Here is a 24167-nt window from a genome sequence, read left to right as displayed (position 1 = left end):
CATCAGCCAAAAATTCAAAACTTTGGGCTACGCCAGCAGTTTGCGGATGCGCGCCGTATCATCGCCAATGAATGACTGCATGCCTATCGCAACCTGTTCCGGAGTCATGGCTCCTACGAAGGCGACGAATTCTGCATCCGTCGGAGCCGGGGCAAACCAGTAAACCCGGCAAAACTCGGCGCCGTCGTGATAGTGTCCCGCAGCCATCAGGACTTCATCGGCATAGCGGCCGTAGATCATGCATTCGGAAAAGCGCCGCGATCGGCCGATCGCCGCGATCCAGTGGCGGCCGCTCACCTCCTCGATATGCTTGCACATTGTCAGCAAAGTATCACGCCGCCAGGCAATGAGGGTCCCGATATAGTCATGACCGGCAGGGTTGACCGGACAGATGCCCAGCACCTTTCCGGCATGTTCCGACCAGATCCGCTGATCGCCGGGCACGGGTCGCAACAGATCGCCGTCACGCCGGAACAGCCGCAGATCCTTGCCGTGCCAGACCGATGTGCAATCGAATGGCTTGAGAAAAGCGACATCAGGATCGACGTAGAAGAACGCGTCTTCCTCCGCATGTGCTGCGATGGCGATGCGCCGGAATTGCTGCACATGCCAGCCGCGCAAAGGCAGGGTTCGCGGCGAGATCCAGACACGGCGGCCAAAATTGCTGGGATCGGGAAAGGACTTGATCCAGCCTGGCAAGAGATCGTTCTCATCGATCACGACGCGGTGCGGGCCCTCAAGTTGCCGGAACAGCGCCACGTCACGATGCTCGACAAGGATGTAGTGGTTGGTGAACCCCGTGACAAAACGGTCGATCGTCTCGCAGAGCAGCCTGCAACGCTCGAAATCCGGCGCATAACTCGCCGTGACAAGTGCCGTTCTCATTATGCGCCCCTGCTGCCCTTTAGCTTTGCCCGCATGACGCGTAGCAGAAAAAGCGGATTGCCGACAATATAGCGGCGCCAGAGGCGTGCCGGTTCCTGCGCGAGGCGATAGAGCCATTCAAGGCGGAGCTTCTGTACAAGGCGCGGTGCGCGCGGCACGGCACCGGCTCTGAAATCGAACAACGCCCCGACACCGAAGGCCAGCAGGCAATGTTCGGCCGTAAGGTGCTTCGCCATGAACATTTCCTGTCTGGGAACGCCCATGGCCACAAGAAGGATATGGGGGTGAAAATTCTTCAGGATCTCCAGAATGCGCGGCTCGTCTGCCGTCCTGAAAAACCCGTCGCTTATGACGCGGAACTCATGCTGTGGCGCCAACTGTCTGAAACTTGACGCCGCCTTTTCCACAACATCCGGTCGTGCGCCAATCAGGCCGACGCGCAAGGGATTGATCTGCGCCTGCAACAGGGCCGGCGTGAAATCCGTGCCATTGAGATTGGCCGGAAACGGTGCGCCATGCAGCAGCTTTGAAGCGATATCGACACCCACGCCGTCGGGCAAGACCAGAAAACGTGCGAGTGCCTGGCGGAAATCGTCATTTTCGTGCGCGAGATTTGCGTTGTGGGCGTTCAACCAGGTGATGAGAGCGAAACGCTTGCCGGCAATCATGGCGTGCATTGTCTCAATGGCCCCGTCCCATGGCAACGCAACGACCGGTACGCCAAGAATGGCCCGACGCGGCAAATCCGTCTCACCAGACCGGCCATATGCGCTCATGCCGCAACACGTCCACTGGTGAGTTGGGTTTCGAGCCGGCTCAGACCAAGCAGCATCTGCTGGTCGAGCCGTGCAAGCTGAGCGGCACGAAATGCTTCGCCTGAACGGGTCAGGTCCTCACCAGAACGGACCCGTGCGACCATGGCGTTGATCGCTTGCGCAAAGCGGACAGGATCGTCGGCGACGACGCAATTGTCGGGGAGATCAGCGATGCCGCGTATGGAGAGCGCGGTCGCAACACTCGGCAAGCCCATTTCGAATGTTTCGATCGTCTTGAGCTGCACACCGCTTCCGGCGCGACTGATCAATGGAATGACCGCACAACTGCGGACGAAATCAACAGCGTCGGGCACACGCCCGGCGAAATTGACATTCGGCCATGCAGCCTTCAGATCGGCTGGCGTACTGCCGGCGACGGTAATCGCGATATTCTTTTCCAGGTGCGGCGCGACCTCATGCAGGAACCATTCAAGGCCAATGCGGTTGGGCTGCCATGTCCACGTTCCGATCAGGCCAAGATCGCGTTGGATCTTGCGCCCGGTCATCTTCGCCGTGTCGGCGCCGGTTACGAGGGGAAGTGCGGCGGCGCGGCCGGTTCCCGTCAGTCCCAGCGCGTCAATATCTTCGTCGGCAAGGGTGAAGACAAATGACGCCTTGCCGCATAGCCGCCTCTCGAGCTTGGCCAGCAGGTTGGACTCACGGTTGAACAGATATTTCTGGATGGGGCTCGTTGCGGCATCGGCATTTTCCCGTGCGGAACGATGCTCGACATTGTGGGCGATGAAAACTTGAGGCTTGTCGTTGAAACAATCCTCGAAGGCACCCGCCAGCGGCACGCCATTCAGCACATAGGCATCGAAGGGCCCGGCAGAGGCGATGGCCCTGCGCAACCTTTCCCTCGAGATGATGCGCAGTTTCACCGATGAGACGGTGAGCCCCGCCAGGACGGCCTTGCCCAGCCAGCGCAACTTTTGCGAAAGGTTTGCCGTATCATTGCGCACATCCACTTCGCCAAGGACAATAGTGCTGCCGGGATCGAGAGGCGCGCTGCCCGGCCAGGTAAAGCCAATTACGGTTACACGAGCACCGGCGCGCACCAGACCGTCGATGATAGCCTTGTTGGCGATCTCATAGCCTGTGGTCGGCTTCCCGTCGGGAACCAGGGATGTTACGAACAGCAGATGCGCCATTTGAACCTTGAATTGAGTTTACCACCTGGGCTCGGTACCCTGTGGGGACAAATTACCCATTATTGGATTTGATCGCAGAATGTAATGAAATGTTGAACAACCTGCTCCTATAAGTTGCAAGCATAGCTAACGGGTAAATATTCCGGTGATGAACCTGGACAACCTTCACGCCAATATCAGCGTTGTTGCGCAATCGCCGGACCTTGATCCGGAGTCGGTGGACGTTGTCGTGACGCTACCGACATTCAAGCGGCCGGAGCATTTGCTGAAGACGCTGGCGTCGTTGAAGGCGCAGGTGACCAAGCGCCGCTTTGCGATTATCGTCATGGAGAACGAGGCGGAGAAACGCGAAGGTGCCGAGGCAGCGAAACAGCTGTTCGAGATCGGCGAATACACAGGCCTGTTGATCATCGCCCATGACCGCGGAAATTGTAATGCTTACAATGCCGGATGGCTCACGGCCCTGAAGATGTTTCCAAATTTCTCGTCTTTGCTCGTGATCGACGACGACGAGATTGCGGATGCCAGCTGGATTGAAAACATGTGCATCACGCGGCAGAGCTATGGCGTGGATTTTGTCGGCGGGCCGCAGCTTCCGGTCTTTGCCAGGCAGGAGCATGCCATATGGTCGGCGCATCCGGTTTTCAGCCCGCACTACACGCAAACCGGCATTGTACCGATCATCTATTCATCCGGAAATCTTCTGATTGGCCGCAATGTCCTGGAAGCAATGCCGTTTCCGTTTCTCGACCTCACCTTCAATTTCATGGGCGGCGGCGATCTGGATTTCATCAGCCGCAGCGTGGTCAAGGGCTTCACCATCGCCTGGTGTGCCGAAGCGCCGGTCTACGAAACCATCCCGGCGCGGCGCGTCGAGGCCGACTGGATCAGGGCGCGCGCCCTGCGCAATGGGGTGATCTCAACCCTGATCGAAAAACGCAAGCGGGCGGATGAACCCTTTGGCGCAGCGAAAACGGTTGCGAAAAGCCTGGTGTTACTCGCCCTCTCGCCGTTTCGAGCCGTGGTGAAGGTGGCGCAGACAGGCTCGCTGTCCATCGGAATCTATCAGGTCTATATTGGCCTCGGCCGCGTTCTGGCGGAATTCGGATATTCCAATGAGCAGTATCGACAACCTGAAAAGAACTGACGCACCGGCGATACCAATGCGACTGGCCGCCAGCCTCGCCGCGGCGTCCATTCTGTGCGTCCTGCTGATTTCTTTTCGCCCTTTCCAGCCTGCGAGCACGGCCATCGCCGGCAGCGGTGGCGATCTCGTCAATCAGCTCGGATTCGGCGCACTCGGCGGCCTATCCCTGCTCGGCATGCTGGTGTTCGCCAATCCGCGCACCCTTTTTACGCTCATCAGTCCCATGTGGATCATCATGTTCGGCTTCCTCTTCCTGTCGACCTTTGTGGCGATCGATCCTGGGGCGGCGCAACGTGCGGTCGTTTTCACGCTGATCGGCGTGCTGTGCGTCGTTGCCGTACTGGCACTGCCGCGTGATGCGGATGGGTTTTCGCTGGCGCTGGCCATAGCGGCCTTTGCAGTGCTTGCGCTATCCTATGCCGGTCTCCTCATCGTTCCAGATCTGGCAAAACACACCACCAGCGAGATTGAGGCCGAACACGCTGGGCTTTGGCGCGGCATCTTTGCGCACAAGAACATTGCCGGGCCGGTGATGGCGGCCTTCTCGTTCGGCGGCATCTATCTGATCCGTCGCAGCTGGCGACGTATGGGGATCGCGCTTCTGCTGCTCGCGCTGTGGTTTGTTGCGCATACCGGTTCCAAGACTGCTACGGCGCTCGTGCCAATCGTAATATTTCTCGTCCTGTTTCCGGGCCTGTTCGGCTTGCGCATGGTCGCTGCGCTCCTCATCGGCATCGCACTAGCTGGCTTTTTCTTCTTCACGATCGGCTCGATGTTCTTCCCCGCGTCGCACGATCTCCTCGTCCAGATGGGCGCGGACGCAACTTTTACAGGCCGCACTTCCATTTGGCAGTTTGCACTGGAAAAGCTCGCTGCAACGCCGTGGCGGGGCTATGGCTTTGAAAGCTTCTGGGAAGCGCCCGTCGTGCGGCAGGCCGAGAACCCGAGCTATTATCTCGATTGGGATGTGCGCGGTATCGTCCACGCCCATAATGGCTACCTCGACATCGCTGTCGCCATGGGCTTTCCCGCGATGATCTGCGCCCTCATCGTGCTCGTGTTGCAGCCGCTTTTCGACTATGCCCGCTGCTTGCGCAAGCGGGAGAACGTATTCATGGCGGACTTTTTCATGATGTGCCTGACTTTCTCGCTGATGAACGCCTTTCTCGAGAGCTTCTTCTTCCGCCGCGCCGACCCGGTCTGGCTGCTGGTGGTCATGGCATGCTTCGGATTGCGGATGACTGCGCGTATTCCCATCGCAACGCGCGTGTAAATCGTTATTGCCCTGTTGACCCGGCGCACCACGGCGGACCAAAGTGCCGGCAAACAAGCGGGAGAATAGAATGGTCGATAATGTAGTGCTCGTCGGATGCGGCAATATGGGTTTTGCCATGCTCAAAGGCTGGCTGGATGCAGGCATATTGAAGCCGGACCAGGTTTATGTCGTCGAGCCGACCGATGCTTTGCGCGAACGTGCAGCAACGCTTGGCGTCCATGCCCACGCCGATGCCGGCAGGCTTGAAACGGACCTGTCACCCCGTGTCATTCTCATCGCGGTAAAGCCGCAGGTGATGCGCGATGTCTTGCCCGCCTATGAGCGCTTTGCTGACAAGACAACTTTTGTCAGCGTCGCTGCCGGTATAAAGGTCGCGCTCTTCGAACAGTATCTCGGCGATAAGGCCGCGATAATCCGTACTATTCCCAATACGCCCGCTGCGATCGGCAAGGGCATGATCGTCACTTTCCGCAATGCGCATGTAAGCGGCAGCGATGCCGGGTTTGTCGATACCTTGCTGAAGACAAGCGGTGAAGTTGCCGCAGTGGATGACGAGAGCTTGATCGATGTGGCAACGGCTGTTTCCGGCTCCGGCCCGGCCTATGTGTTCCATTTCATCGAATGCCTGACCGAGGCTGCCGTTGTGGCGGGCCTGGAGCGGAAGACTGCGGAACTGCTGGCGATGCAGACTGTCTACGGCGCCGGCGTCCTGGCGGCCTCCAGCGAGGACACGCCTACGAAACTTCGCGAACAGGTGACGAGCCCCAAAGGTACGACCGCTGCCGCCTTGGACGTGTTGATGGGTCACGACGAGCTCAAGCGCCTGATGATAAGGGCCATATCCAAGGCACACCAGCGCGCCATAGAGCTTGGAAGCCATTGAACTTTCGCGATTTCACCCATTGGTCTGGCGTCTTGAGATGAATGATCATTCTTCCCTCGACCTGACCTTTGAAGCCAGACCACAGCGTGCGTACGGCTCGGCGCGGCTTGCTGTCAAACCAGTCAATGGCCGCACGCGTATCGGTACGCTTTACCAGGAAGGTTGCGCCAAGATCCGCTTGCCGGATACCGATGACCTTTCGCTGGAAGCGGTAATGATCAATACGTCGGGCGGCCTTACGGGCGGCGACGAGATGCGCTGGCAATTCGCGGTTGCGGACGATTGCAGAGCGCAGATCACCACGCAGGCCTGTGAACGCATCTACAGGGCATCCGCCGGCGTCGCGGATGTTGCAAGCGCACTCGAAGCGGGAGAGCAAGCCTCGGTCGCCTGGCTGCCGCAGGAAACGATCCTGTTCGAAGGATCGGCGCTGAAACGGACCCTTACCGTCGATCTTGCGGAGACCAGCCGCGCGCTCATTGTCGAGCCGGTGGTTTTCGGGCGCAAGGCCATGGGTGAAGACGTGCGGAACTGCACCTTCCGCGATCGCTGGCGTATCCGGCGGGGTGGAAAGCTGATCCATGCCGAAGACTTCCTGATTGGTCCGGATGCGGCCTCGATGCTGGGCCGTGCGGCGATGTTTGGGGGAATGCGAACCATGGCCACGATCTTGTTGCTCGATGCGGATGCCGAACGATATCTCGAGCCCAGCCGAAAAATAATTGGAACAAAAGGCGGTGCTACCAGCTGGTCTGGCAAGCTTCTTGCGAGGGTGATCGATGGTGACGCCTATTCGCTGAGGAAGAGGCTGGTGCCGCTGATCGAACTGCTGAACAAAAAGGCAGGCGTGCCTAAAGTATGGTCAATTTAAGCTGCGACCAAAGAGTGATGCCCAAGGGAAAAAATGAATCTGACGCCGCGTGAAAAAGACAAGCTCCTCATCTCCATGGCGGCCATGGTGGCACGCCGCCGCCTCGAGCGCGGTGTCAAGCTCAATCACCCGGAAGCCATTGCCCTGATTAGCGATTTTGTCGTCGAGGGAGCACGCGATGGCCGCTCCGTCGCCGACCTGATGGAAGCTGGCGCGCATGTTCTCACCCGCGATCAGGTAATGGAGGGCATCCCGGAGATGATTCACGATATCCAGGTCGAGGCGACATTTCCTGACGGGACCAAGCTTGTCACCGTACACGAACCCATCCGCTAGGTGACCAGCATGATCCCAGGTGAAATCATTACGGCCAAGGGCGAGATCGAGCTCAATACCGGCGCGAGCAATCTAACGCTGAAAGTGGCAAATACCGGCGACCGTCCGGTGCAGGTCGGGTCGCACTACCATTTCTTCGAAACCAATTCGGCGCTGGCGTTCGAGCGCGACAAGGCGCGCGGCATGCGTCTCGACATTGCCGCCGGAACCGCGGTCCGGTTCGAGCCGGGACAGGAGCGCGATGTCACGCTCGTGCCACTTGGCGGGAACCGGACCGTCTATGGGTTTCAGCAGAAGATCATGGGAAAGCTTTGACCGGCCCGCTTGATTTCGTACCGCAATGCGACCGGGAATGTGCCGATCGCAACGCATACGCCAAAAGCTGTTGGAGCGGGGCCCGCAGGTCAGCTTGGCTTCTTCGTGACGAGGGTCAAAAGGCCCTTGGCATCGAGACTGGCGATGACCACAGCCGCGGAAGTCAAACCCTTTTCCTTCAGTGCCGCTGCAACTTCCGGCGACTTGTCGATCGAGCTGCGCAGTTTCTCCACGTCCGTGTCGCTACGCTTGGCGATAGCTTCATTGACCTGGTTCTTGGTCGCTTCTGGCAATTCGTTGATGTCGACGATGTTGATCGTCGTAATCTGCGTTGCGCCCGGCTGGGCGGGCGTTTCGCTCTTGCCAGCGGGCTGCTGGGCATCGGGAGCCTGCGGCGCTGCGGACTGCGCGTAGGCAACGGAAGTTGCCAGCGGGAATGCCGCACAGAGCGCGAGGACTATCATCTTTCGCATCGTTGTTCCTTTCACATGATTGGCGAACGATCATCTACTGATGATGCGCGCACTTCACATGCCGAATTCGATCTGAAGCGGTCGCTGATCGGGTTATTCCAAGGCAATGTCGCGGCAGAAATGTGGCAAGAGCCCGCAGTCGCCCATGGCACAATTCACCCAAGAGGGAAGTTTCATGCCCGCTAAAATCACTCGTTCCGCCTATGCCCGGATGTTCGGCCCAACCACCGGCGACAAGGTTCGCCTTGCCGATACCGAGCTCTTTATCGAGGTGGAAAAAGACTTCACCGTCTATGGCGAAGAGGTGAAATTCGGTGGCGGCAAAGTCATTCGCGACGGCATGGGCCAGAGCCAGGTGGCTCGCGCAGATGGTGCTGTCGATACTGTGATTACCAATGCGCTGATCGTCGATCACAGCGGCATCTACAAGGCCGACGTGGGCCTGAAGGACGGGTTGATCGTTGCCATCGGCAAGGCGGGCAATCCCGACACACAGCCGGGCGTGACCATTATCATCGGCCCTGGCACGGAGATCATCGCCAGCGAGGGAAAGATACTTACCGCCGGAGGGATGGACGCGCATATTCATTTCATCTGCCCGCAGCAGATCGAGGAAGCGCTGATGTCCGGCATCACCACCATGTTCGGTGGCGGCACAGGTCCGGCACATGGAACATTGGCAACCACCTGCACGCCTGGGCCGTGGCACATGGGACGGATGATCCAGTCTTTTGATGCGATCCCGATGAATATCGGCCTCTCCGGCAAGGGCAACGCGTCGCTGCCGAATGCACTGGAGGAAATGATCCTCGGCGGCGCATGCTCGCTCAAGCTGCATGAGGACTGGGGCACGACACCCGCTGCGATCGACAATTGCCTGTCAGTTGCTGACCAATACGACGTTCAGGTAATGATCCACACCGACACGCTGAACGAGAGCGGCTTTGTCGAGGACACGGTTGCCGCATTCAAGGGCCGTACCATCCACGCCTTTCACACGGAAGGCGCCGGCGGCGGGCATGCACCAGACATCATCAAGATCTGCGGCCTGCCGAATGTCATACCCTCGTCGACCAATCCGACGCGGCCCTATACCAAGAACACCATTGCCGAACATCTCGACATGCTGATGGTCTGTCATCATCTGTCCTCCTCTATCCCGGAAGACGTGGCCTTTGCCGAGAGCCGCATCCGCAAGGAAACGATCGCGGCCGAGGATCTCCTGCACGATATCGGCGCGTTTTCGATCATCTCTTCCGACAGCCAGGCGATGGGACGGGTCGGGGAAGTGCTGATCCGCACCTGGCAGACTGCCGACAAGATGAAGCGCCAGCGCGGGAGTCTGCCACAGGAGACAGGTGACAACGACAATTTCCGCGTGAAGCGCTATATCGCCAAATACACCATCAACCCGGCTATCGCACAGGGCGTTTCGCGGCATGTTGGCTCCATCGAGGTTGGCAAACGTGCCGATGTCGTGCTTTGGAATCCGGCCTTCTTCGGTGTGAAACCAGACATGGTCCTGATTGGCGGCTCGATCGCCGCCGCGCCGATGGGCGATCCGAATGCGTCGATCCCGACGCCACAGCCGGTACACTATCGCTATATGTTCGGTGCCTATGGCAAGAATGTCAGCAATTCGTCGGTGACATTCGTCAGCAAGGCTTCGGTTGAAGCCGGTTTGCGCCAGTCGCTTGGCATCGACAAGCAGTTGATCGGGGTCGAGAACACGCGGGGCGGCATTTCCAAGGCCTCGATGATCCACAATGATGCGACCCCGCATGTGGAGGTCGACCCGGAGACCTATGAAGTGCGCGCCGATGGTGAACTGTTGACCTGCGAACCCGCGACGGTATTGCCGATGGCGCAACGCTATTTCCTGTTTTGAGGACAATGCAATGAAAGACCATTTTCGGCGCCTCGCCTATTACAACAGATGGGCCAATGGGCGAATTTACGCGGCTGTCGCGACACTCGACCCGGAAGACTATTTCGCGGACCGGCGCGCCTTCTTCAAATCCGTCCACGGCACGCTCAACCACATTCTGGCGATCGACAAATTATGGTTCGGGCGTTTTACCGGCAACCTTTATGCCATTCCATCGCTCGACGTTATCCTGCACGACAACTTCGGCGACCTCCATGCCGCCCGCATTGCGCTCGATGATCACATCGTCGGCGTGATCGAGGGCATGAATGAAGCATCGCTCACGGGAGTCTTTCGCTGGATCACCACCGAAGGTGAGCCCTATATCTCAACGCTCGATCGCTGCCTGACACAGATTTTCAACCACCAGACCCATCATCGCGGGCAGGTGCATACGCTGCTGTCACAATTGACTGGCCACGCGCCGCCAATCGATTTCTTCCTGTGCATGAACCACGATTTCAACCCGGAAAACCCAAAATGAAGCGAGTGACGGATCACGGCCACGCCGGACATTATCACGGCACGGCGTTCGATCATGTGGTGCTTGCCCATGACGAGCGGCATTTGCGCCGCAAGGTGCTGACCTTATCAAGGGGCGAGCAAATCCTTGTCGATCTGCCTGATGCGATCGCGTTCGGCCATGGCGATGTGCTCATTCTCGAAGACGGGCGGATGGCAGAGATCATTGCGGCCAATGAGTCGCTCTACGAAATCACTCCTCGCAGCCGGCAGCATTTAACGGAACTGGCCTGGCACCTCGGCAACCGGCATCTGCCGGCTCAACTCGAAGAGAATCGCATCGTCATTTTGAGAGATCACGTCATAAAAGGGATGCTGGAAGGGCTCGGCGCCAAAGTTATCGAGATCACCGCTCCATTCCATCCGCTGCGCGGAGCCTATCACAGCGGGCACGGCCATTCGCATGGGCATGACGATCATGAGCACCACCATCATCACGCCGATGACTGACCTTGACCCAAACGCGGCGCTTTTGCGCCTGATGACGTGGCTCTCCCCGGCCTTCCCGGTCGGGGCGTTTTCCTATAGCCACGGGATCGAGCGGGCCGTGCATGACGGACTGATCCATGACAAGACCTCACTGCAGAACTGGCTGTACGATTTGATGCACCACGGTTCGGTGTGGAATGACGCTGTTCTGTTTGCGGCAAGCTGGCGGGCGTCGGACAGCGGTGTCGATTTCCAGCACATCGCCGAACTCGGCGAAGCCATGGCGGGTTCGAAAGAACGGCATATGGAAACCATGCTCCAAGGCAACGCATTCCTGCATGCCATACGGCATTGGGGCGTAAAAGAATCCGCCTTCGCCGATGACATGCCCTACCCCGTCGCCGTCGCCGCCATTGCTGCCAGCAACGGCGTTTCGCTGAAGCCTGCGCTAGCGGCGTTTCTGCATGCGGTTCTTTCGAACCTTATTCAGGGTGCTGTCCGTCTAATACCGCTCGGTCAAAGCCACGGCGTCGCCCTGATGGCAGCGATGGAAATGCAGATCATAACGATCGCTGCGCAGGCGGCAGATTCTGAATCTTGATGATCTCGGCTCAGCGACCATCATGTCCGACATCATGGCCATGCAACATGAAACACAATATTCGAGGGTATTTCGCTCATGATTTCGCAAAACGGACCGCTCAGGGTTGGCATTGGCGGGCCAGTCGGCTCCGGCAAGACCACTGTCACCGAGATGCTGTGCAAGGCGTTGCGTGACCGCTATTCCATTGCTGTCGTCACCAACGACATTTATACCAAGGAAGACGCGCTGATCCTCAACCGGCTGCAGGCGCTGCCCGAAGACCGCATCATGGGCGTGGAAACAGGGGGCTGTCCGCATACCGCCATTCGCGAGGATGCAACCATCAACCTGCAGGCAATCGCCGAGATGAACAAGCGGCATCCAGATCTCGATATCGTCTTCATCGAGTCGGGCGGCGACAATCTGGCGGCAACCTTCTCGCCCGATCTCGCCGACCTGACGATCTATGTGATTTCCGTCTGCCAGGGCGAGAAAATACCGCGCAAGGGCGGGCCCGGCATCACCCGGTCAGACCTGCTGATCATCAACAAGAAGGATCTGGCGCCATATGTCGGGGCAAATCTCGACGTTATGGACGCCGATACCAGGATTCAGCGCGGCGCCAAGCCCTATGTCTTTACCGACATGCTGCGCAGGAACGGCCTCGACGAAGTCATTGCTTTCATCGAGGCAGCAGGTGGCTTACGCCAAGCGGCTTAGGGGTGCGGCTTCAGGTCGCTTGATCATGACCTCGGCAAGAATCTCGTAGGAGCGTATTCGCGCCGTGTGATCAAAGATCTGTCCTGTCACCATAATTTCATCCGCACCCGTGCGCTGGATAAAATCCTCGACACCGGCTTTGACGGTCTCCGGTGAGCCGACCACAGTGCATGACAGCGCCTGGCGCAAGATCGCCTTGGCATGCAGGTCCAGGGTTTCCTCATAGCCTTCCATGGGCGCAGGGAGCTGGCCGGGGTTACCCGTACGCAAGTTGACGAAAGCCTGCTGTTGCGAGCTTTGCAGCAGCTTCGCCTCGGCATCGGTCTCGGCCGCAAAGACATTGAGGCCCAGCATTACATAAGGCTTGTCGAGGTATTCGGACGGCTCGAACCGGGTGCGGTAGATCTCGATGGCGCGCTCCATTTCCGCCGGGGCAAAATGCGACGCAAAGGCATAGGGCAAGCCGAGCGCCGCTGCGAGCTGCGCACCGAACAGGCTCGAGCCCAGTATCCACACCGGCACCTTGAGCCCCGCTCCAGGCACGGCGACAACGCGCTGGCCAGGTTCGGGATCGCGGAAATAGCCCAGCAGTTCAACCACATCCTGCGGGAAACCGTTAATGTCCTGATCCAGATTGCGCCGCAGGGCCTGGGCGGTGATCTGATCCGTACCGGGTGCGCGGCCAACGCCGAGATCAATCCGGTCCGGATGAAGAGAGGCAAGTGTACCGAAGGCTTCGGCGACCATCAGCGGGGAATGGTTTGGCAGCATGATACCGCCCGCACCGAGGCGAATCTTCGAGGTGCCCGCGGCCACGTGGGCAATCACCACAGCCGTCGCGGCGCTGGCAATTCCGCGCATACTATGGTGCTCGGCGAGCCACAGGCGATTATAACCGAGGCGTTCTGCATGTTGCGCAAGATCGAGCGAGTTGCGGAGAGATTGCCCGGCATTGCTGCCAGCGGTAATCGGTGAAAGGTCGAGGACAGATAAAGGGGTCATTGGCTTCATATAGGCAAGCACCTATCGCGCACAATGAGCGCAGGCGATTTCATGATTCACAAATATTGAAGCTTGATTGAATGGGAGAGATTGCGAGAGCTAGACAGGGCGTGACGATTGCAGACGCAGTTCGAGACCAGCGACAGCACGGGTTTCCTGCGACAATTGCTCATCGGCCTCGCGAATTGCGGTTTCGATAAAGTAGGCGATCATTTCGAAACCTTCATTGTCTGCAACCGTGCACAATTTCGAGAGCTCCGTTTTCAGTGCTTCCAGTGTTTTTGCTCTCTTGCTCATGCTGTTCTCTCCCATATCCCGTGAACCGCAATGGTGAACTACCCCTCGCACCAAACGTTCTCGCATCAGTGTGCAGGCAATAGCCATGCGACCAATGTGCTTATCAACAAATTCCGCGATACTTTCGTGGAAAATTTTGTCGATGGTTAATTGTGCTTGCTGATCGCGATATGACTTTATATCTCACATTAATAGCAAAACAACTGGTTTGAAAAGCCCAGACATTGCTTCAAATATCTGTGATCCTGCAGCGCTTCTATCAAATTTTGTTAAAATTTTACAAAACTATACGTAAGTGCCTGGATGTGTTCAATATTTAATTTGACCATCGAACAATCCCTGCTAGAAATTTGAAAGTTGAACTTTCGCTTTTCCGCATAAAGCTCTCGAGCCTGTCTCTTCTGCCTTGTCGATTATTCCCGAGGCCAGATCAGAGACAATTTCGACCGCTATATCTTCCGGCAGTCCGGTCTCCTTCATTCCCGCCGTCATGGCAGCTTCACTGGCTTCGTCAGTTCCGCAGATATAGGCCCGTGCTTCGAGCACGGCCGCCTGTTGAAACCTTTCATTGCTGACGTCAGTACTCTCCGTAGATGCCTCCGTTTGGTTCTTGATATTGAATGCATGCACCGGAGCCACTGCAGCAGTAGACGCTATGAGCGCCGCAGCCAGAATGGGGATAGATGATCTATAAAATTGCATTGCCCGCCCCTCCCGATCACACTTAGAGGCCCCAGCGGTTATCGCTATTTTTGCCTCGTTCATGGATTATTAACGGATTGGGGACTGGTTCCGTTCCCTATGCATAGTCAACAGCCCGTGATTGGAGCGTGACGGACGGCAAATGCTGCAATGCACCAAACGCAATGCTGCTATGCAATATTGTCTATATTAAATCAGTCGAGTTGAGTTATTCTCAGATCAGGAATTTTCGACAGCGTCACCTCCTCCCGGCTCTGTCGAAACGGATGGCCTCTTCTCCTCCCAGAAGGCCCTCCATAACCAACGAAACCCACCGCACCTCCTCCCGCGGTGGGTTTTGTTGTTTCAGGCACCTTCACTCGACTTCGTCCGATGGGACTGCATCGGCCTCGCCAAACCCCTCCCAGTGGTTATCCCTTGACGCGAAAACGCCGCCCTCAAATCGAAGGCGGCGCTAAAGAACGGGTATCTGGTTACTGTGCAGCCGCGGGCTTCGCCGCGTCCTTTGCGGCAGCTTCAGCCGTTGCCCGCGTCGTCAAGGATTTGGGTGGCGGAACATAATAGGTGTCCTTGGCCGGCGAGGGTCCCGAGGCGGTTACCTTTGGTCCTGTGGTACAGCCCGCAAGAAGAACGAGGGACAGGGCAACCAGGGGCAGTGCAGTTCGCATTCGATTTTCCTTTGCATGGAGGGAATCGGTTTCCGGTTGACCATCCAATCGTGGCGATACCACGTCAATCCGGGCAAACGTTCAGCGAATTAAGATGGCGCGCAAATCATTGACGTTTGTGCCGGTGGGACCCGGCACGAACAGGTCGTCGATCGCGTTGAACGCGGTCCAGGCATCGTTGCTGTTGAGATAGGCCGAAGCGTCGTGACCCTTTGCCAGCAGCCGCGCAATGCTGGTGCTGTCCGCAAACGCACCGGCATTGTCTTCAGATCCGTCTATCCCATCGGTGTCGGCCGCGAAGGCGCTGATGCCATCCGCCCCGTCGATATCGAGGGCAAGCGACAAAAGAAATTCGCTGTTGCGACCGCCCTTGCCCTTACCACGGACGGTCACGGTCGTTTCCCCGCCAGAAAGAATCACGACTGGCCTTGTAAATGGCTGGTTCTTCAACAGAACCTGTTTGGCGAGCGCCGCATGAACATGGGCGACTTCGCGCGCTTCGCCTTCGATGGCATCTGACAGGATAACCGCTTCGACGCCCAGGTCGCGCGCTGCCTTGGCAGTTGCTTCCAACGAGACCGCGGCGGAAGCAATCAGATGATGTTCATGCCCGGCAAAGAGAGCGTCGGAAGGTTTGGGAGCATCGGCTTTGTCCGAATGTAGACGTGCCAGCGCTGCCTTCGGCAAATCGAGATTGTAACGCTCGACAATCCGAAGAGCATCTTCCCGCGTCGTTTCGTCGGTGACCGTCGGGCCAGAAGCGACAAACGCCGGATTGTCCCCCGGAATATCGGAAACAATCAAAGAAAATACCTGGGCAGGATGGGCCGCAGCGGCGAGCCGCCCGCCTTTGATCGTGGAGAGATGTTTGCGCACCGCATTCATTGCCGAGATTGGGGCGCCCGATGCGAGCAGAACCTTGTTGACCGCTATCTCGTCTTCCAGCGTCATGCCTTCCGGCGGCGACGGCAGCAACGCCGAACCGCCGCCCGAAATCAGCGCCACAACCAGGTCGTCTGCGGTAAGACCGGACACGGTTTCAAGCAGACGTTTTGAGGCAACAAGGCCGGCAGCGTCCGGAACCGGATGGGACGCTTCGATAATTTCTATGTATTTGCACGCTGCGCCGAAGCCATAACGGGTAACAACGACGCCTTCGAGCGGGCCGTCCCAAACCTTCTCGAACGCGCTGGCCATCTGCGCCGAACCCTTGCCGGCTCCGATCACAATCGTCCGGCCTTTCGGCTTTGGTGGAAGATGCGCGGCAATCGTCAGCTCCGGATCAGCTGCATCGACAGCGGCCTGAAAGAGTTTTTTGAAGAATTCCTTATCCTGCATCGGTCTCAAACTTCCATATCAAAAACGATAACACCTTCAGCACCGCCCACAGTCGACGACACGATATTCCTGGCTATCGTCTGGTGTTCGGCATCAACGAGGTAGGCGTCTCGAGCGGCGCCATCGGCAAAGTCGAGGATAAACCCTTCGGAGAAGCCCTTGTCCATCCCGGTTTCTGGACTGACATTCTCACCCCATTGAATCGCGTTTGCACCTGGCAGCTTTGCACAGAGGGCCTCAAGGGCAAGGTAGATGGATTGCCGCTCACTCGCCGGCACATCGTCACGAAAACGGAGAAATACACAATGGCGGATCACGGGCGGGGCCTCTTCTTTATTGCAAAGGGGGTAACTTCCGGTGCGCATCCTGACGAGATTGCCGGAAATTGCGAGTGCTATTTCCACCCGCCCTAAAAATAACACCGGCAAATCGCCTGACTATACCGATTTGGATAGAAGCTGTTCCACGGACAAGGCCATAGCAAGGAGCCGGCGGTCCGCGCCATGCTGCGCTATCAGCATCAATCCGGCGGGCAATTGCATGCCCGGCATGGGCAGGCTGATCGCGGTAAGGTCGAACTGGTTGGCGATCTGCGTGTAGCGCAGAAGCTGAGATTCCGTTTCCTTGTAGAAGGCGTCATCATCCATGACCGGGGCGATCAAGGGTGCCACAATCGGTACGGTTGGCATCGCAAACAGGTCAAAATTGCCGATGCGTTCATCCATTTGCCGAACGAGCGCCTGCCGCTTCTGCATCACGCTGATGTAATCCGACTCCGAAACACTCAACCGGCGCAGAAGCGGCCGCCTTACCCGCTGGTCGACATCCAGTGTGTCATCGTGCAGCCAGGAGGCATGAACCCGGCTGCCTTCAATGCCTGCAATCGAACCGACCGAAGTGGCGTCAGCCATTGCATCGATCAGATCGTCGATTGAGCATTCGATGATGAGAGCCCCCGCCTTCTCGCAGGCCTTCAGGGTCTCGTCGAAACCATGGGCAACCGGTTTCTCAAGCGAGTCAAGCAACTGGCTGCGAGGCACGCCGATGCGCAAGCCGTTCAGCGAGACCGGTTCAGGAAGGCCAACCGCCTCCCCCGCCATGATGGAGTCGGCTACCGCGCAATCAGAAACGGAACGCGCTAGGGGGCCGATGGAATCGAGGCTTGGTGACAAGGGAAACGCGCCTTGCAGTGGTATGCGCCTTGCTGTGGGCTTGAACCCCGCAACCCCGTTCAGTGCTGCCGGAATGCGGACCGAGCCACCGGTATCCGATCCGATAGAGATTTCGCTCGTACCTTCCGCCACCGAGATGCCCGCGCCAGTCGATGACCCGCCGGCAATCCGGCGCGGATCAACGGCATTCCCTGCAACGGGATAGTGCGGATTGAGCCCGACGGCGGTGAAGGCGAATTCAGTCATGATCGTCTTCCCGATGATGATTGCCCCTGCTGCCCGCAATCTTTCGACAACGACTGCATCGATGGTTGCGGGCGCTGCAGTTTGCCGAATGATCGAACCGGCCAGTGTCGGTTCACCGGCGACATCGAACAGATCCTTGATCGAGACAATCCTGCCGTCGAGCGGCCCGCGCAGCGCCGCGTCCGCCATGCGCTTGTCGGCCGCATCCGCCTCAAGACGTGCGGTCTCAAAGTACAGCTTGACAAAAACGCGCTCATCAGCGGCGCGTGCAGATAGTCGCGTCAGGATTTGTTCGAGCCTGTCGCGTGCAGATGATTTGTGTTGGGGCACTTTTCTATCCTGAGAGGGGTCGATATCAGCCGATCTTTTATAGCCGGAAGCGGTCCGGAAATGAAAGCCTGTCAAACCCGGGGCCGCGCCGGCCGATTGCTGCTATGCAGCAACATCAATGCTGCCTTGCAACAACGGCAATTTTCAATCGATACAACTCACTGCATATTTTGTTTCAGGGAGGGCAAAAAAACATAAAGGGGTATGAACCATGAGCCTTCGCCACCGTATTCAAAAGTACCGTCAGTACCGGCAGAACCTGCACGAACTGCGCCTTTGCACCGATCGCAATCTTGCCGATCTTGGCATTGCCCGCACCGATATTCGCCGGATCGCCTGGCAAGCCTGCAATTAACTGCACAATGGAATTCAGACAAATGGCGTTCGCGACCCGCGGCCGCCATTTGTCAGAGGGATGACCCGGGTCAGGATTCTCTGAAGGCGCGTGACATACTGTCGATCACCGGCTTTGCAAGATATTCGAAGAATGTACGTTCGTGAGTCTGGATGAGAATATCCGCCGGCATTCCGGGCGTTGGCGTAAAGCCATGGATCCGGGCAAGCTCGTCCGCAGGAATACTGACACGCGCCAGATAGACCTCCTGCTTCTGGTTGCTTGTGGCGTCAGTTACGGAATCGGCTGACACATAGTCGACCCGGCCGTTGATGATCGGCGTCGTGCGCTGGTTGAGCGCGCTCAGGCGCACATGTGCCACCTGGCCTTCCTTGACCTCATCGATCTGCATGCGGGGGATCTGCGCCTCTATGATGAGCGGTACACCTGCGGGAAGAATCTCGATGATCGGCTTTCCGCTTTCGATGACCCCGCCCGGCGTATGATAATAGAGACGGATGATCGTGCCCGAAACGGGAGCCTTGACCACGGTGCGGCTCAGAATATCTTCCGCCTGGCGCGACTGCTCGCGTACGGTGTCGAGTTCGGCTTCGGCGCTCTGGACCTCATCAAGCGCCGCCTGCTTTTCGGTATCCTTCGTCTGTATCATTTCTTTCTGGAATTTCTCGATCTGCGCGTTGACTTCCTGGATTTCTGCGTCAAGCCGCGCAATCGTGCCGTTGCCATCCGCTATGGCGCGTTCGAGAACGCTGACCTCAGAGCGGGCCATGAGCCCTTTTCTATAGAGCGAATACTTGGCCTCATACTCGTCATTGAGCAGAAGGACCTGTTTACGTGTTGCATCAATCTGCGCATTACGCCCGATGCGGCGGAATTCCAGCGCCGAGATATTGCGCTGCATCATCTGGAGTTCATTGGCATATTTTGCATGGGCCGCATTGAAATTGTCGCTCTGGCTATCGTTGACGGCACGTATCTCCGGATTGGCCATATTCTCCAGGATGATCTTCGGCGGCTGATAGCGATCTTCGCCGTGGACAATGGCATGAAGCCGGGCGAGGATTGCTTCAAGACGCGCCTGGCGCAGGAACAGCTGTTGCGAATTGGCGCGCGGCGCTGTCTCGTCAAGGTGGACAAGGTCATCACCTTCCTTGACACGGTCACCTTCTCGGACCAGCAGCTCCTTGATAATTCCGCCTTCCAGATGCTGAACGACCTTGTTCTTGCCTGTGGCTACAAAGCTGCCCGGCGCGATGACTGCAGCTGCAAGTTGTGCGGTTGCAGCCCACGTGCCGAAGCCGCCAAAGCAGACGAAGATCAGCACTATCCCGAATTTTGTATAGGGCCTGATTGATCTTGGAACGCCGTCGTACCATTCCAGGTTATTCATTATGTTTGATGCGGCCATCGCCATTCACCTATTCGGCGGCTCGGATGATTGGAACCGAATCCGCCTCTTTGTTCTTGCGTGAGAGTGCTTCCATCACTGTTGCCCGCGTACCGAACATCGTCACCGTGCCGTTGCTCAGAACCATGATCTTGTCGACACAGTTGAGCAGAGCCGGCCGCTGGGTGATCGTCACGACGGTTATCTTGTGCTTCTTTGCATGAAACAGGGCTTTGGTAAGGGCGGCATCGCCCTGGGAGTCGAGATTGGAGTTGGGCTCATCGAGCACAACGAGGGTCGGATTGCCGAAGAATGCCCGCGCCAGCGCAATGCGCTGCTTCTGGCCTCCGGACAAAGGTGCGCCATCGGCAGCAACGACGGTCTCATAGCCTTGCGGAAAGCCTGCAATCAGTTCGTGAACGTCCGCCAGCACCGCAGCGTCAAAAATCGACTGGTCGCTTACATCGTCGCGCATCCGGGCGATATTTGCCTTGATCGTACCGGGGAAGAGCTGCACATCCTGTGGAAGATAGCCGATGTTTTCACCGAACTGCCGCTGATCCCAGTTTCGCAAGTCCATCAGATCAAGACGAACGCTTCCAGAAGTCGGCAAGATCGATCCAACCAGCATTTTGCCGAGGGTGGTCTTCCCGGCACCTGAATTGCCGATGATCGCCATGGACTCGCCGGGCATCAGCGTGAAGGAAATACCGTTCAAAATGACTTTCTTATTGGGGGGCGGAACGTAGAGAATTCGATCCACGTCAAGTCGGCCCTGCGGGTCCGGCAAGCGCAAGCGTTCAAAGTTCAATGGCGAAGTCTGCAAAAGATTGCGGATACGGCCAAAAGCCGAACGGAATTGGATGAAATTGTTCCAGCCCTCGATCGCGCCTTCGATCGGCGCGAGCGCACGACCGGCAATAATCGACGCGGCGATGACCATACCACCCGTCAGCTGCCCGTCGATCGCCAGATGTGCACCCCAACCAAGCATGGCGACCTGCGTGAGCAAGCGCGAGCATTTGGATATGGTGGCGAAGACGATGTTACGATCCTGGGCTTTGACCTGCGAACGCAATGACCCTGCCATGTCGCGGCCCCAAATGCGTACCGCTTCCGGAATCATCGCCAGCGCATTGATAATCTGGGAGTTCCTCGACATGGAGTCGAGATGCAGCATGGCCCGGCTCTGATAATTGGTCGCCTCGGCAAAGGAAGCGGCGGTTGCCCGCTGATTGATGAAGGCAATGACGATGAGAATGAGTGACGAGACCACGACGATATAGCCAAGGTGTGGATGCACCAGGAAAACTGCCAAGAGAAAAATCGGTGCAATCGGCGCGTCAAAAAATGACAGCAGCGTGCCCGAAGTCAGGAAGGCGCGCAGCTGCTGCAGATCGCCGAGCACCTGATAGTCTTTTCCGTTGCCGTTGAGCGAAGCGCGCGCTGCAGCGCTCAAGATCGGCGCACCCAGTTGCACCGCGACCTCGACTGCCGTGCGCATAAGAATGAAGCGGCGTATCGCATCGAGCACGACCTGAACAACGACGGCTCCGACAATGACAAGCGTCAGCATGATCAGCGTATCGGTCGAACGGCTGGTAAGGACGCGGTCGGATATCTGGAAAAGATAGATCGGGATTGCCAGGACGAGGACGTTCAGAAAGACCGTGAAACCCATGACGATGACAAGGTTCTTACGGACGGCCCTGACGCCATTGTTGAAGCTGTCGCTGAAGCTGACCGCTGCAGTACGCTTGTGAAAGCCGCCGCCATGGCCGGTTTCCCGAATCCTGAGCGGCCCGCGATCACCTTCAATGACCTTCCCGACTTCTGCAGCAGCGGTGTTCGCGGCTGTGGATTGGAAGTGGGGAGCGCTCGCAGCCTTTGCCGGCTCCTCTACCGCGGTGTCCACCGAATCGGCCGGGGTCTCGCCAACCACCAATTCACTCGCCGCAGGTTCGACCATGTTCAGGATGGGCGTTGCATCCGCAGTTGCCGCTTCGGCGACTTTTACTGGCAATGGCGGGACAGGCAGGTCGGTATCCGTCTCCTGCCGAAACAGCATGGTAATCGTGCTTTCCATTTCGGCCAGCAGTTCATCGAGTTCTTCGCGGGCAGCCATTGCCTGCGGCGCGTTCGAGGATGTGGACCGCACTTCGGCCTGCTCGTCATATTTCATGCTTCTCGCTCCCTCCGCGCATCATCGTTCCTATGCGAGAACCGTTTGCATGACATCGACCGAGTGGGTGGTGTCCGGAACGTGAATAGGAGCGGCGTGGTCGTTTGTTGCCGGCGCGTCCGTTTCATGGTCGAGAAACGCCACCACTTCATTTGCCAGCGGCTGACTTTGGCCGGTCGCAGGTATTGCGGTTTGGGAAACGATAATTTCGGCTTGGATCAATATGGCGTCAGAATAAACGGCACCTCCCACATAGGACGTGCCCTCCCCGTGCGTATCGTCATCGACGATCACGGCGACGTTGATCAAAGCGTTCGAGCCCGTGCTGATATCCCATACTGTATCGGATGAAGCGGTCAGGATCCCGTCTTCAAAGTGTGCAACGTAGTCCGCATCACCGAGGATATTGACCTGTTCGATATAGTTCAGATCGTAGACATTGCCGGATATGAAAAGAACGCTCAGGCCTTCGAACCCTTGGAAATTCTGATCATGGTGGAAACCATCGGGCATTTTATAATCGCCATTCGCAAGCCCGTTCATAGCCTGCAGATAATGGTCCGGAAGACCGCTCACCCAATTGATGGTGTCCCCATTCTGGATACTGGCGGCGTTCCACAACAGGTTATCGCTTGTCGACAAAGCGCCATCGTAATTGTTCGCGGCGCCACCCGACGTGAATGTGTCGTTGTCGAACAGGATATTGGTCTGGAAGATGAAATTGCCATCGTAATAATCGCCGCCGATGAGCACGAGATCATAGGAAGTGCAAAGGTCGGCAAAGGAAGCCGAATTGATTGCCATGTTTCCGCCGGTAATGATTGTGGTATAGGCACCGGTCGCCGAAAGCACATGCATGTCATTGTCGGAAATGAAGCTGTACTGGGAGATCCAATCCATCTGGATCAGATCGCCGCTGATGAGCGTAATCTGCCAGTTTTGCGGAAATGCTGAAGCGTTGCCGGAGGCATCCGCCGATTGCAGGTCGTCAACCTGATGAACGAAGTTGGCAATGTTCATTGCATTGGTCGATGGCTGACACATTGACTGCTGAGCCGAAAAACCGTTCTGGAACGTGTCCACATCGCTAAATGCATTGGTCTGAATGACAACATCAATGCGGCAGTAGTTGCCTGCGACGGCAAAATGCGCGCTGACGGTATCGAGACTTTGCAGGACCACCTCATTTACCATGAGGTTGGCGCCGGCCTGAACCGTTATGGAGCCTACAATGTCGGTCCCATTGATCACCGCCGGCTGGCTTGTCGTCACCGTCGCCTGTGAACTGCTGTGATCGGTTTGCTTGATGGCTTCCGGGATTGCATCGATCAAACTCGGTGGACCTGCCACTTGCGAACCATTGACAAAGAGACCATCGATCGTGGGCGCGGAGACCACCGTTACACCAGGCGTCTGGGCCAGCGGTCCTGTCGCTGCTGCGTGGATAAACGCCGACTGATTTGCGAAGAATTGGGCCAACTCAACCCCAGAAGCCGGGATGGAAGCTGACGAAAACGGCTCCGAAATGGAAAAAGCATTGGCGGACAAATGCGCAAAGGCCGCATCATCAACAAAGTCGATATTAACGGGGGCGTGGTCACCCATGATCACGACGTCGTTGTCTTGCATATGATTGGTTTGCTTCAGGACAAGCGATGTCTCGGAAGGGCCTGGCCCAACGAACGGTTCCTGCTCGACACTATGTGGATTTGGATGATGTGAGCTTGAAGCGTGGTGCTTCGGCAGGGGCTGCGGGGACCTGTGTCCTGAGATATCCATTTCAATCGTATCGATATCTACCCATGGCATGGCCGGCTGACCAAGCGGCGACCACACGGGCGGAGCGTAGTGTATATCCGGTTCAAATGATCCGGGATTCAAATACTGGGTCGGATTGGTTTGAACTGAAAGGATGTCATTGAAGTCCGGCTCCTTCGCTGGCGTCGTTTCGAATTCACGGTATTCGAACCGTGCTCTCGCAGCCTCAATGGATGTATGAAAATAGCCTATGAAGTGAGCAATCGATTCTGAAATCTGATCACCAAAACCGAGCATTATGATGGTCCCCGCTAAATTTCACGGCAATCCGCCACCTTGCTGACAAAGAGGTCTGCGCAAAGATTGCGCAGACCAATGTCAATTCAGGCAGAATGCC

Annotated in this window: 25 protein-coding genes and 1 pseudogene; 12 read left to right on the top strand and 14 right to left on the bottom strand. The window is 57.3% G+C overall.

Annotated features, from left to right (window positions below):
* Positions 1-27: 27 nt before the first annotated feature.
* From N8E89_RS10820 to N8E89_RS10810, 3 genes are read right to left on the bottom strand one after another with little or no spacing between them, the layout of a single operon-like run.
* Positions 28-885 (bottom strand): DUF6492 family protein, encoded by an 858-nt coding sequence (locus N8E89_RS10820; RefSeq protein WP_262259870.1) that lies wholly within the window; start codon positions 883-885, stop codon positions 28-30.
* The gene (locus N8E89_RS10815; protein ID WP_106664424.1) at positions 885-1661 is read right to left on the bottom strand and encodes a WecB/TagA/CpsF family glycosyltransferase; all 777 of its coding nucleotides are present in this window, start codon (positions 1659-1661) and stop codon (positions 885-887) included. The genes N8E89_RS10820 and N8E89_RS10815 overlap by 1 nt, the downstream gene beginning before the upstream one ends.
* Entirely contained in the window at positions 1658-2851 is a 1194-nt protein-coding gene (locus N8E89_RS10810) for a glycosyltransferase (protein ID WP_106664425.1), read from the bottom strand. The genes N8E89_RS10815 and N8E89_RS10810 overlap by 4 nt, the downstream gene beginning before the upstream one ends.
* 148 nt (positions 2852-2999) lie before the next feature.
* Between N8E89_RS10810 and N8E89_RS10805 the strand changes: the two genes are divergently transcribed.
* The 6 genes from N8E89_RS10805 (at position 3000) to N8E89_RS10780 (ending at position 7679) form a co-directional block, all read left to right on the top strand.
* Positions 3000-3998, top strand: coding sequence for a glycosyltransferase family 2 protein (locus N8E89_RS10805; RefSeq protein WP_262259869.1), 999 nt, complete (start codon positions 3000-3002; stop codon positions 3996-3998).
* Complete coding sequence (locus N8E89_RS10800) at positions 3967-5271, top strand: O-antigen ligase family protein (protein ID WP_106664427.1); 1305 nt, start codon at positions 3967-3969, stop codon at positions 5269-5271. Before N8E89_RS10805 ends, N8E89_RS10800 begins: the two co-directional genes overlap by 32 nt.
* A 70-nt stretch (positions 5272-5341) precedes the next feature.
* On the top strand, positions 5342-6157 hold the full coding sequence (gene proC, locus N8E89_RS10795) for a pyrroline-5-carboxylate reductase (RefSeq protein WP_106664428.1): 816 nt from the start codon (positions 5342-5344) through the stop codon (positions 6155-6157).
* A gap of 37 nt (positions 6158-6194) precedes the next feature.
* On the top strand, positions 6195-7028 hold the full coding sequence (locus N8E89_RS10790) for an urease accessory protein UreD (protein WP_106664598.1): 834 nt from the start codon (positions 6195-6197) through the stop codon (positions 7026-7028).
* Positions 7029-7061: 33 nt separating this feature from the next.
* Positions 7062-7364 carry an urease subunit gamma gene (locus N8E89_RS10785; protein WP_106664429.1) on the top strand — a complete coding sequence of 101 codons (303 nt, stop codon included), beginning with the start codon at positions 7062-7064 and terminating at the stop codon, positions 7362-7364.
* Positions 7365-7373: 9 nt separating this feature from the next.
* Positions 7374-7679, top strand: coding sequence for an urease subunit beta (locus tag N8E89_RS10780; protein ID WP_106664599.1), 306 nt, complete (start codon positions 7374-7376; stop codon positions 7677-7679).
* Positions 7680-7768: 89 nt separating this feature from the next.
* Here N8E89_RS10780 and N8E89_RS10775 read toward each other — a convergent pair whose 3' ends face one another.
* Positions 7769-8152: a hypothetical protein gene (locus tag N8E89_RS10775; RefSeq protein WP_106664430.1), complete on the bottom strand. Its 384-nt coding sequence runs from the start codon at positions 8150-8152 to the stop codon at positions 7769-7771.
* 175 nt (positions 8153-8327) lie between these two features.
* On the opposite strand from N8E89_RS10775, the gene ureC reads away from it, so the two are divergent.
* From ureC to ureG, 5 genes and pseudogenes are all read left to right on the top strand, one after another.
* Positions 8328-10040, top strand: a complete 1713-nt coding sequence (ureC, locus tag N8E89_RS10770) for an urease subunit alpha (RefSeq protein WP_106664431.1) — start codon at positions 8328-8330, stop codon at positions 10038-10040.
* A gap of 10 nt (positions 10041-10050) precedes the next feature.
* The gene (locus tag N8E89_RS10765) at positions 10051-10563 is read left to right on the top strand and encodes a DinB family protein (RefSeq protein WP_106664432.1); all 513 of its coding nucleotides are present in this window, start codon (positions 10051-10053) and stop codon (positions 10561-10563) included.
* Entirely contained in the window at positions 10560-11051 is a 492-nt protein-coding gene (locus N8E89_RS10760; protein ID WP_106664433.1) for an urease accessory protein UreE, read from the top strand. Before N8E89_RS10765 ends, N8E89_RS10760 begins: the two co-directional genes overlap by 4 nt.
* A pseudogene (locus tag N8E89_RS10755) lies at positions 11020-11713 on the top strand (urease accessory protein UreF). Before N8E89_RS10760 ends, N8E89_RS10755 begins: the two are co-directional and overlap by 32 nt.
* On the top strand, positions 11710-12333 hold the full coding sequence (gene ureG / locus N8E89_RS10750; RefSeq protein ID WP_106664435.1) for an urease accessory protein UreG: 624 nt from the start codon (positions 11710-11712) through the stop codon (positions 12331-12333). Before N8E89_RS10755 ends, ureG begins: the two are co-directional and overlap by 4 nt.
* On the opposite strand, the gene N8E89_RS10745 is transcribed toward ureG, so the two are convergent.
* From N8E89_RS10745 to N8E89_RS10715, 7 genes are all read right to left on the bottom strand, one after another.
* Positions 12316-13335 (bottom strand): LLM class flavin-dependent oxidoreductase, encoded by a 1020-nt coding sequence (locus N8E89_RS10745; protein ID WP_262261879.1) that lies wholly within the window; start codon positions 13333-13335, stop codon positions 12316-12318. The two genes, ureG and N8E89_RS10745, sit on opposite strands and share 18 nt — an antisense overlap.
* 99 nt (positions 13336-13434) lie before the next feature.
* Entirely contained in the window at positions 13435-13632 is a 198-nt protein-coding gene (locus tag N8E89_RS10740; RefSeq protein ID WP_112760630.1) for a hypothetical protein, read from the bottom strand.
* 342 nt (positions 13633-13974) lie between these two features.
* Positions 13975-14397: a hypothetical protein gene (locus N8E89_RS10735; RefSeq protein WP_262259867.1), complete on the bottom strand. Its 423-nt coding sequence runs from the start codon at positions 14395-14397 to the stop codon at positions 13975-13977.
* A gap of 410 nt (positions 14398-14807) precedes the next feature.
* On the bottom strand, positions 14808-15002 hold the full coding sequence (locus tag N8E89_RS10730; protein WP_106664438.1) for a hypothetical protein: 195 nt from the start codon (positions 15000-15002) through the stop codon (positions 14808-14810).
* Positions 15003-15083: 81 nt separating this feature from the next.
* The gene (locus tag N8E89_RS10725) at positions 15084-16340 is read right to left on the bottom strand and encodes a glycerate kinase type-2 family protein (RefSeq protein WP_162707222.1); all 1257 of its coding nucleotides are present in this window, start codon (positions 16338-16340) and stop codon (positions 15084-15086) included.
* A gap of 5 nt (positions 16341-16345) precedes the next feature.
* Complete coding sequence (locus N8E89_RS10720; protein WP_245448797.1) at positions 16346-16762, bottom strand: Dabb family protein; 417 nt, start codon at positions 16760-16762, stop codon at positions 16346-16348.
* A gap of 15 nt (positions 16763-16777) precedes the next feature.
* The gene (locus tag N8E89_RS10715; protein WP_106664440.1) at positions 16778-18088 is read right to left on the bottom strand and encodes an amidase; all 1311 of its coding nucleotides are present in this window, start codon (positions 18086-18088) and stop codon (positions 16778-16780) included.
* A gap of 211 nt (positions 18089-18299) precedes the next feature.
* Between N8E89_RS10715 and N8E89_RS10710 the strand changes: the two genes are divergently transcribed.
* Positions 18300-18443 (top strand): DUF1127 domain-containing protein, encoded by a 144-nt coding sequence (locus N8E89_RS10710; protein WP_106664441.1) that lies wholly within the window; start codon positions 18300-18302, stop codon positions 18441-18443.
* Positions 18444-18513: 70 nt separating this feature from the next.
* Here N8E89_RS10710 and N8E89_RS10705 read toward each other — a convergent pair whose 3' ends face one another.
* From N8E89_RS10705 to N8E89_RS10695, 3 genes are all read right to left on the bottom strand, one after another.
* Entirely contained in the window at positions 18514-19851 is a 1338-nt protein-coding gene (locus N8E89_RS10705; protein WP_106664602.1) for an HlyD family type I secretion periplasmic adaptor subunit, read from the bottom strand.
* 10 nt (positions 19852-19861) lie between these two features.
* Positions 19862-21955: a type I secretion system permease/ATPase gene (locus N8E89_RS10700; RefSeq protein WP_410010370.1), complete on the bottom strand. Its 2094-nt coding sequence runs from the start codon at positions 21953-21955 to the stop codon at positions 19862-19864.
* Between the two features lie 87 nt (positions 21956-22042).
* A complete protein-coding gene (locus tag N8E89_RS10695; protein ID WP_112760631.1) occupies positions 22043-24067 on the bottom strand; it encodes a hypothetical protein in 2025 nt (674 codons plus the stop codon).
* Between the last annotated feature and the right edge of the window lie 100 nt (positions 24068-24167).

The sequence above is a fragment of the Phyllobacterium sp. A18/5-2 genome, from assembly GCF_025452215.1.
Taxonomy (GTDB): domain Bacteria; phylum Pseudomonadota; class Alphaproteobacteria; order Rhizobiales; family Rhizobiaceae; genus Phyllobacterium; species Phyllobacterium sophorae.
Note: the sequence above shows the minus strand (reverse complement) of the source record. Positions and strands in the feature narration are given on the sequence as shown.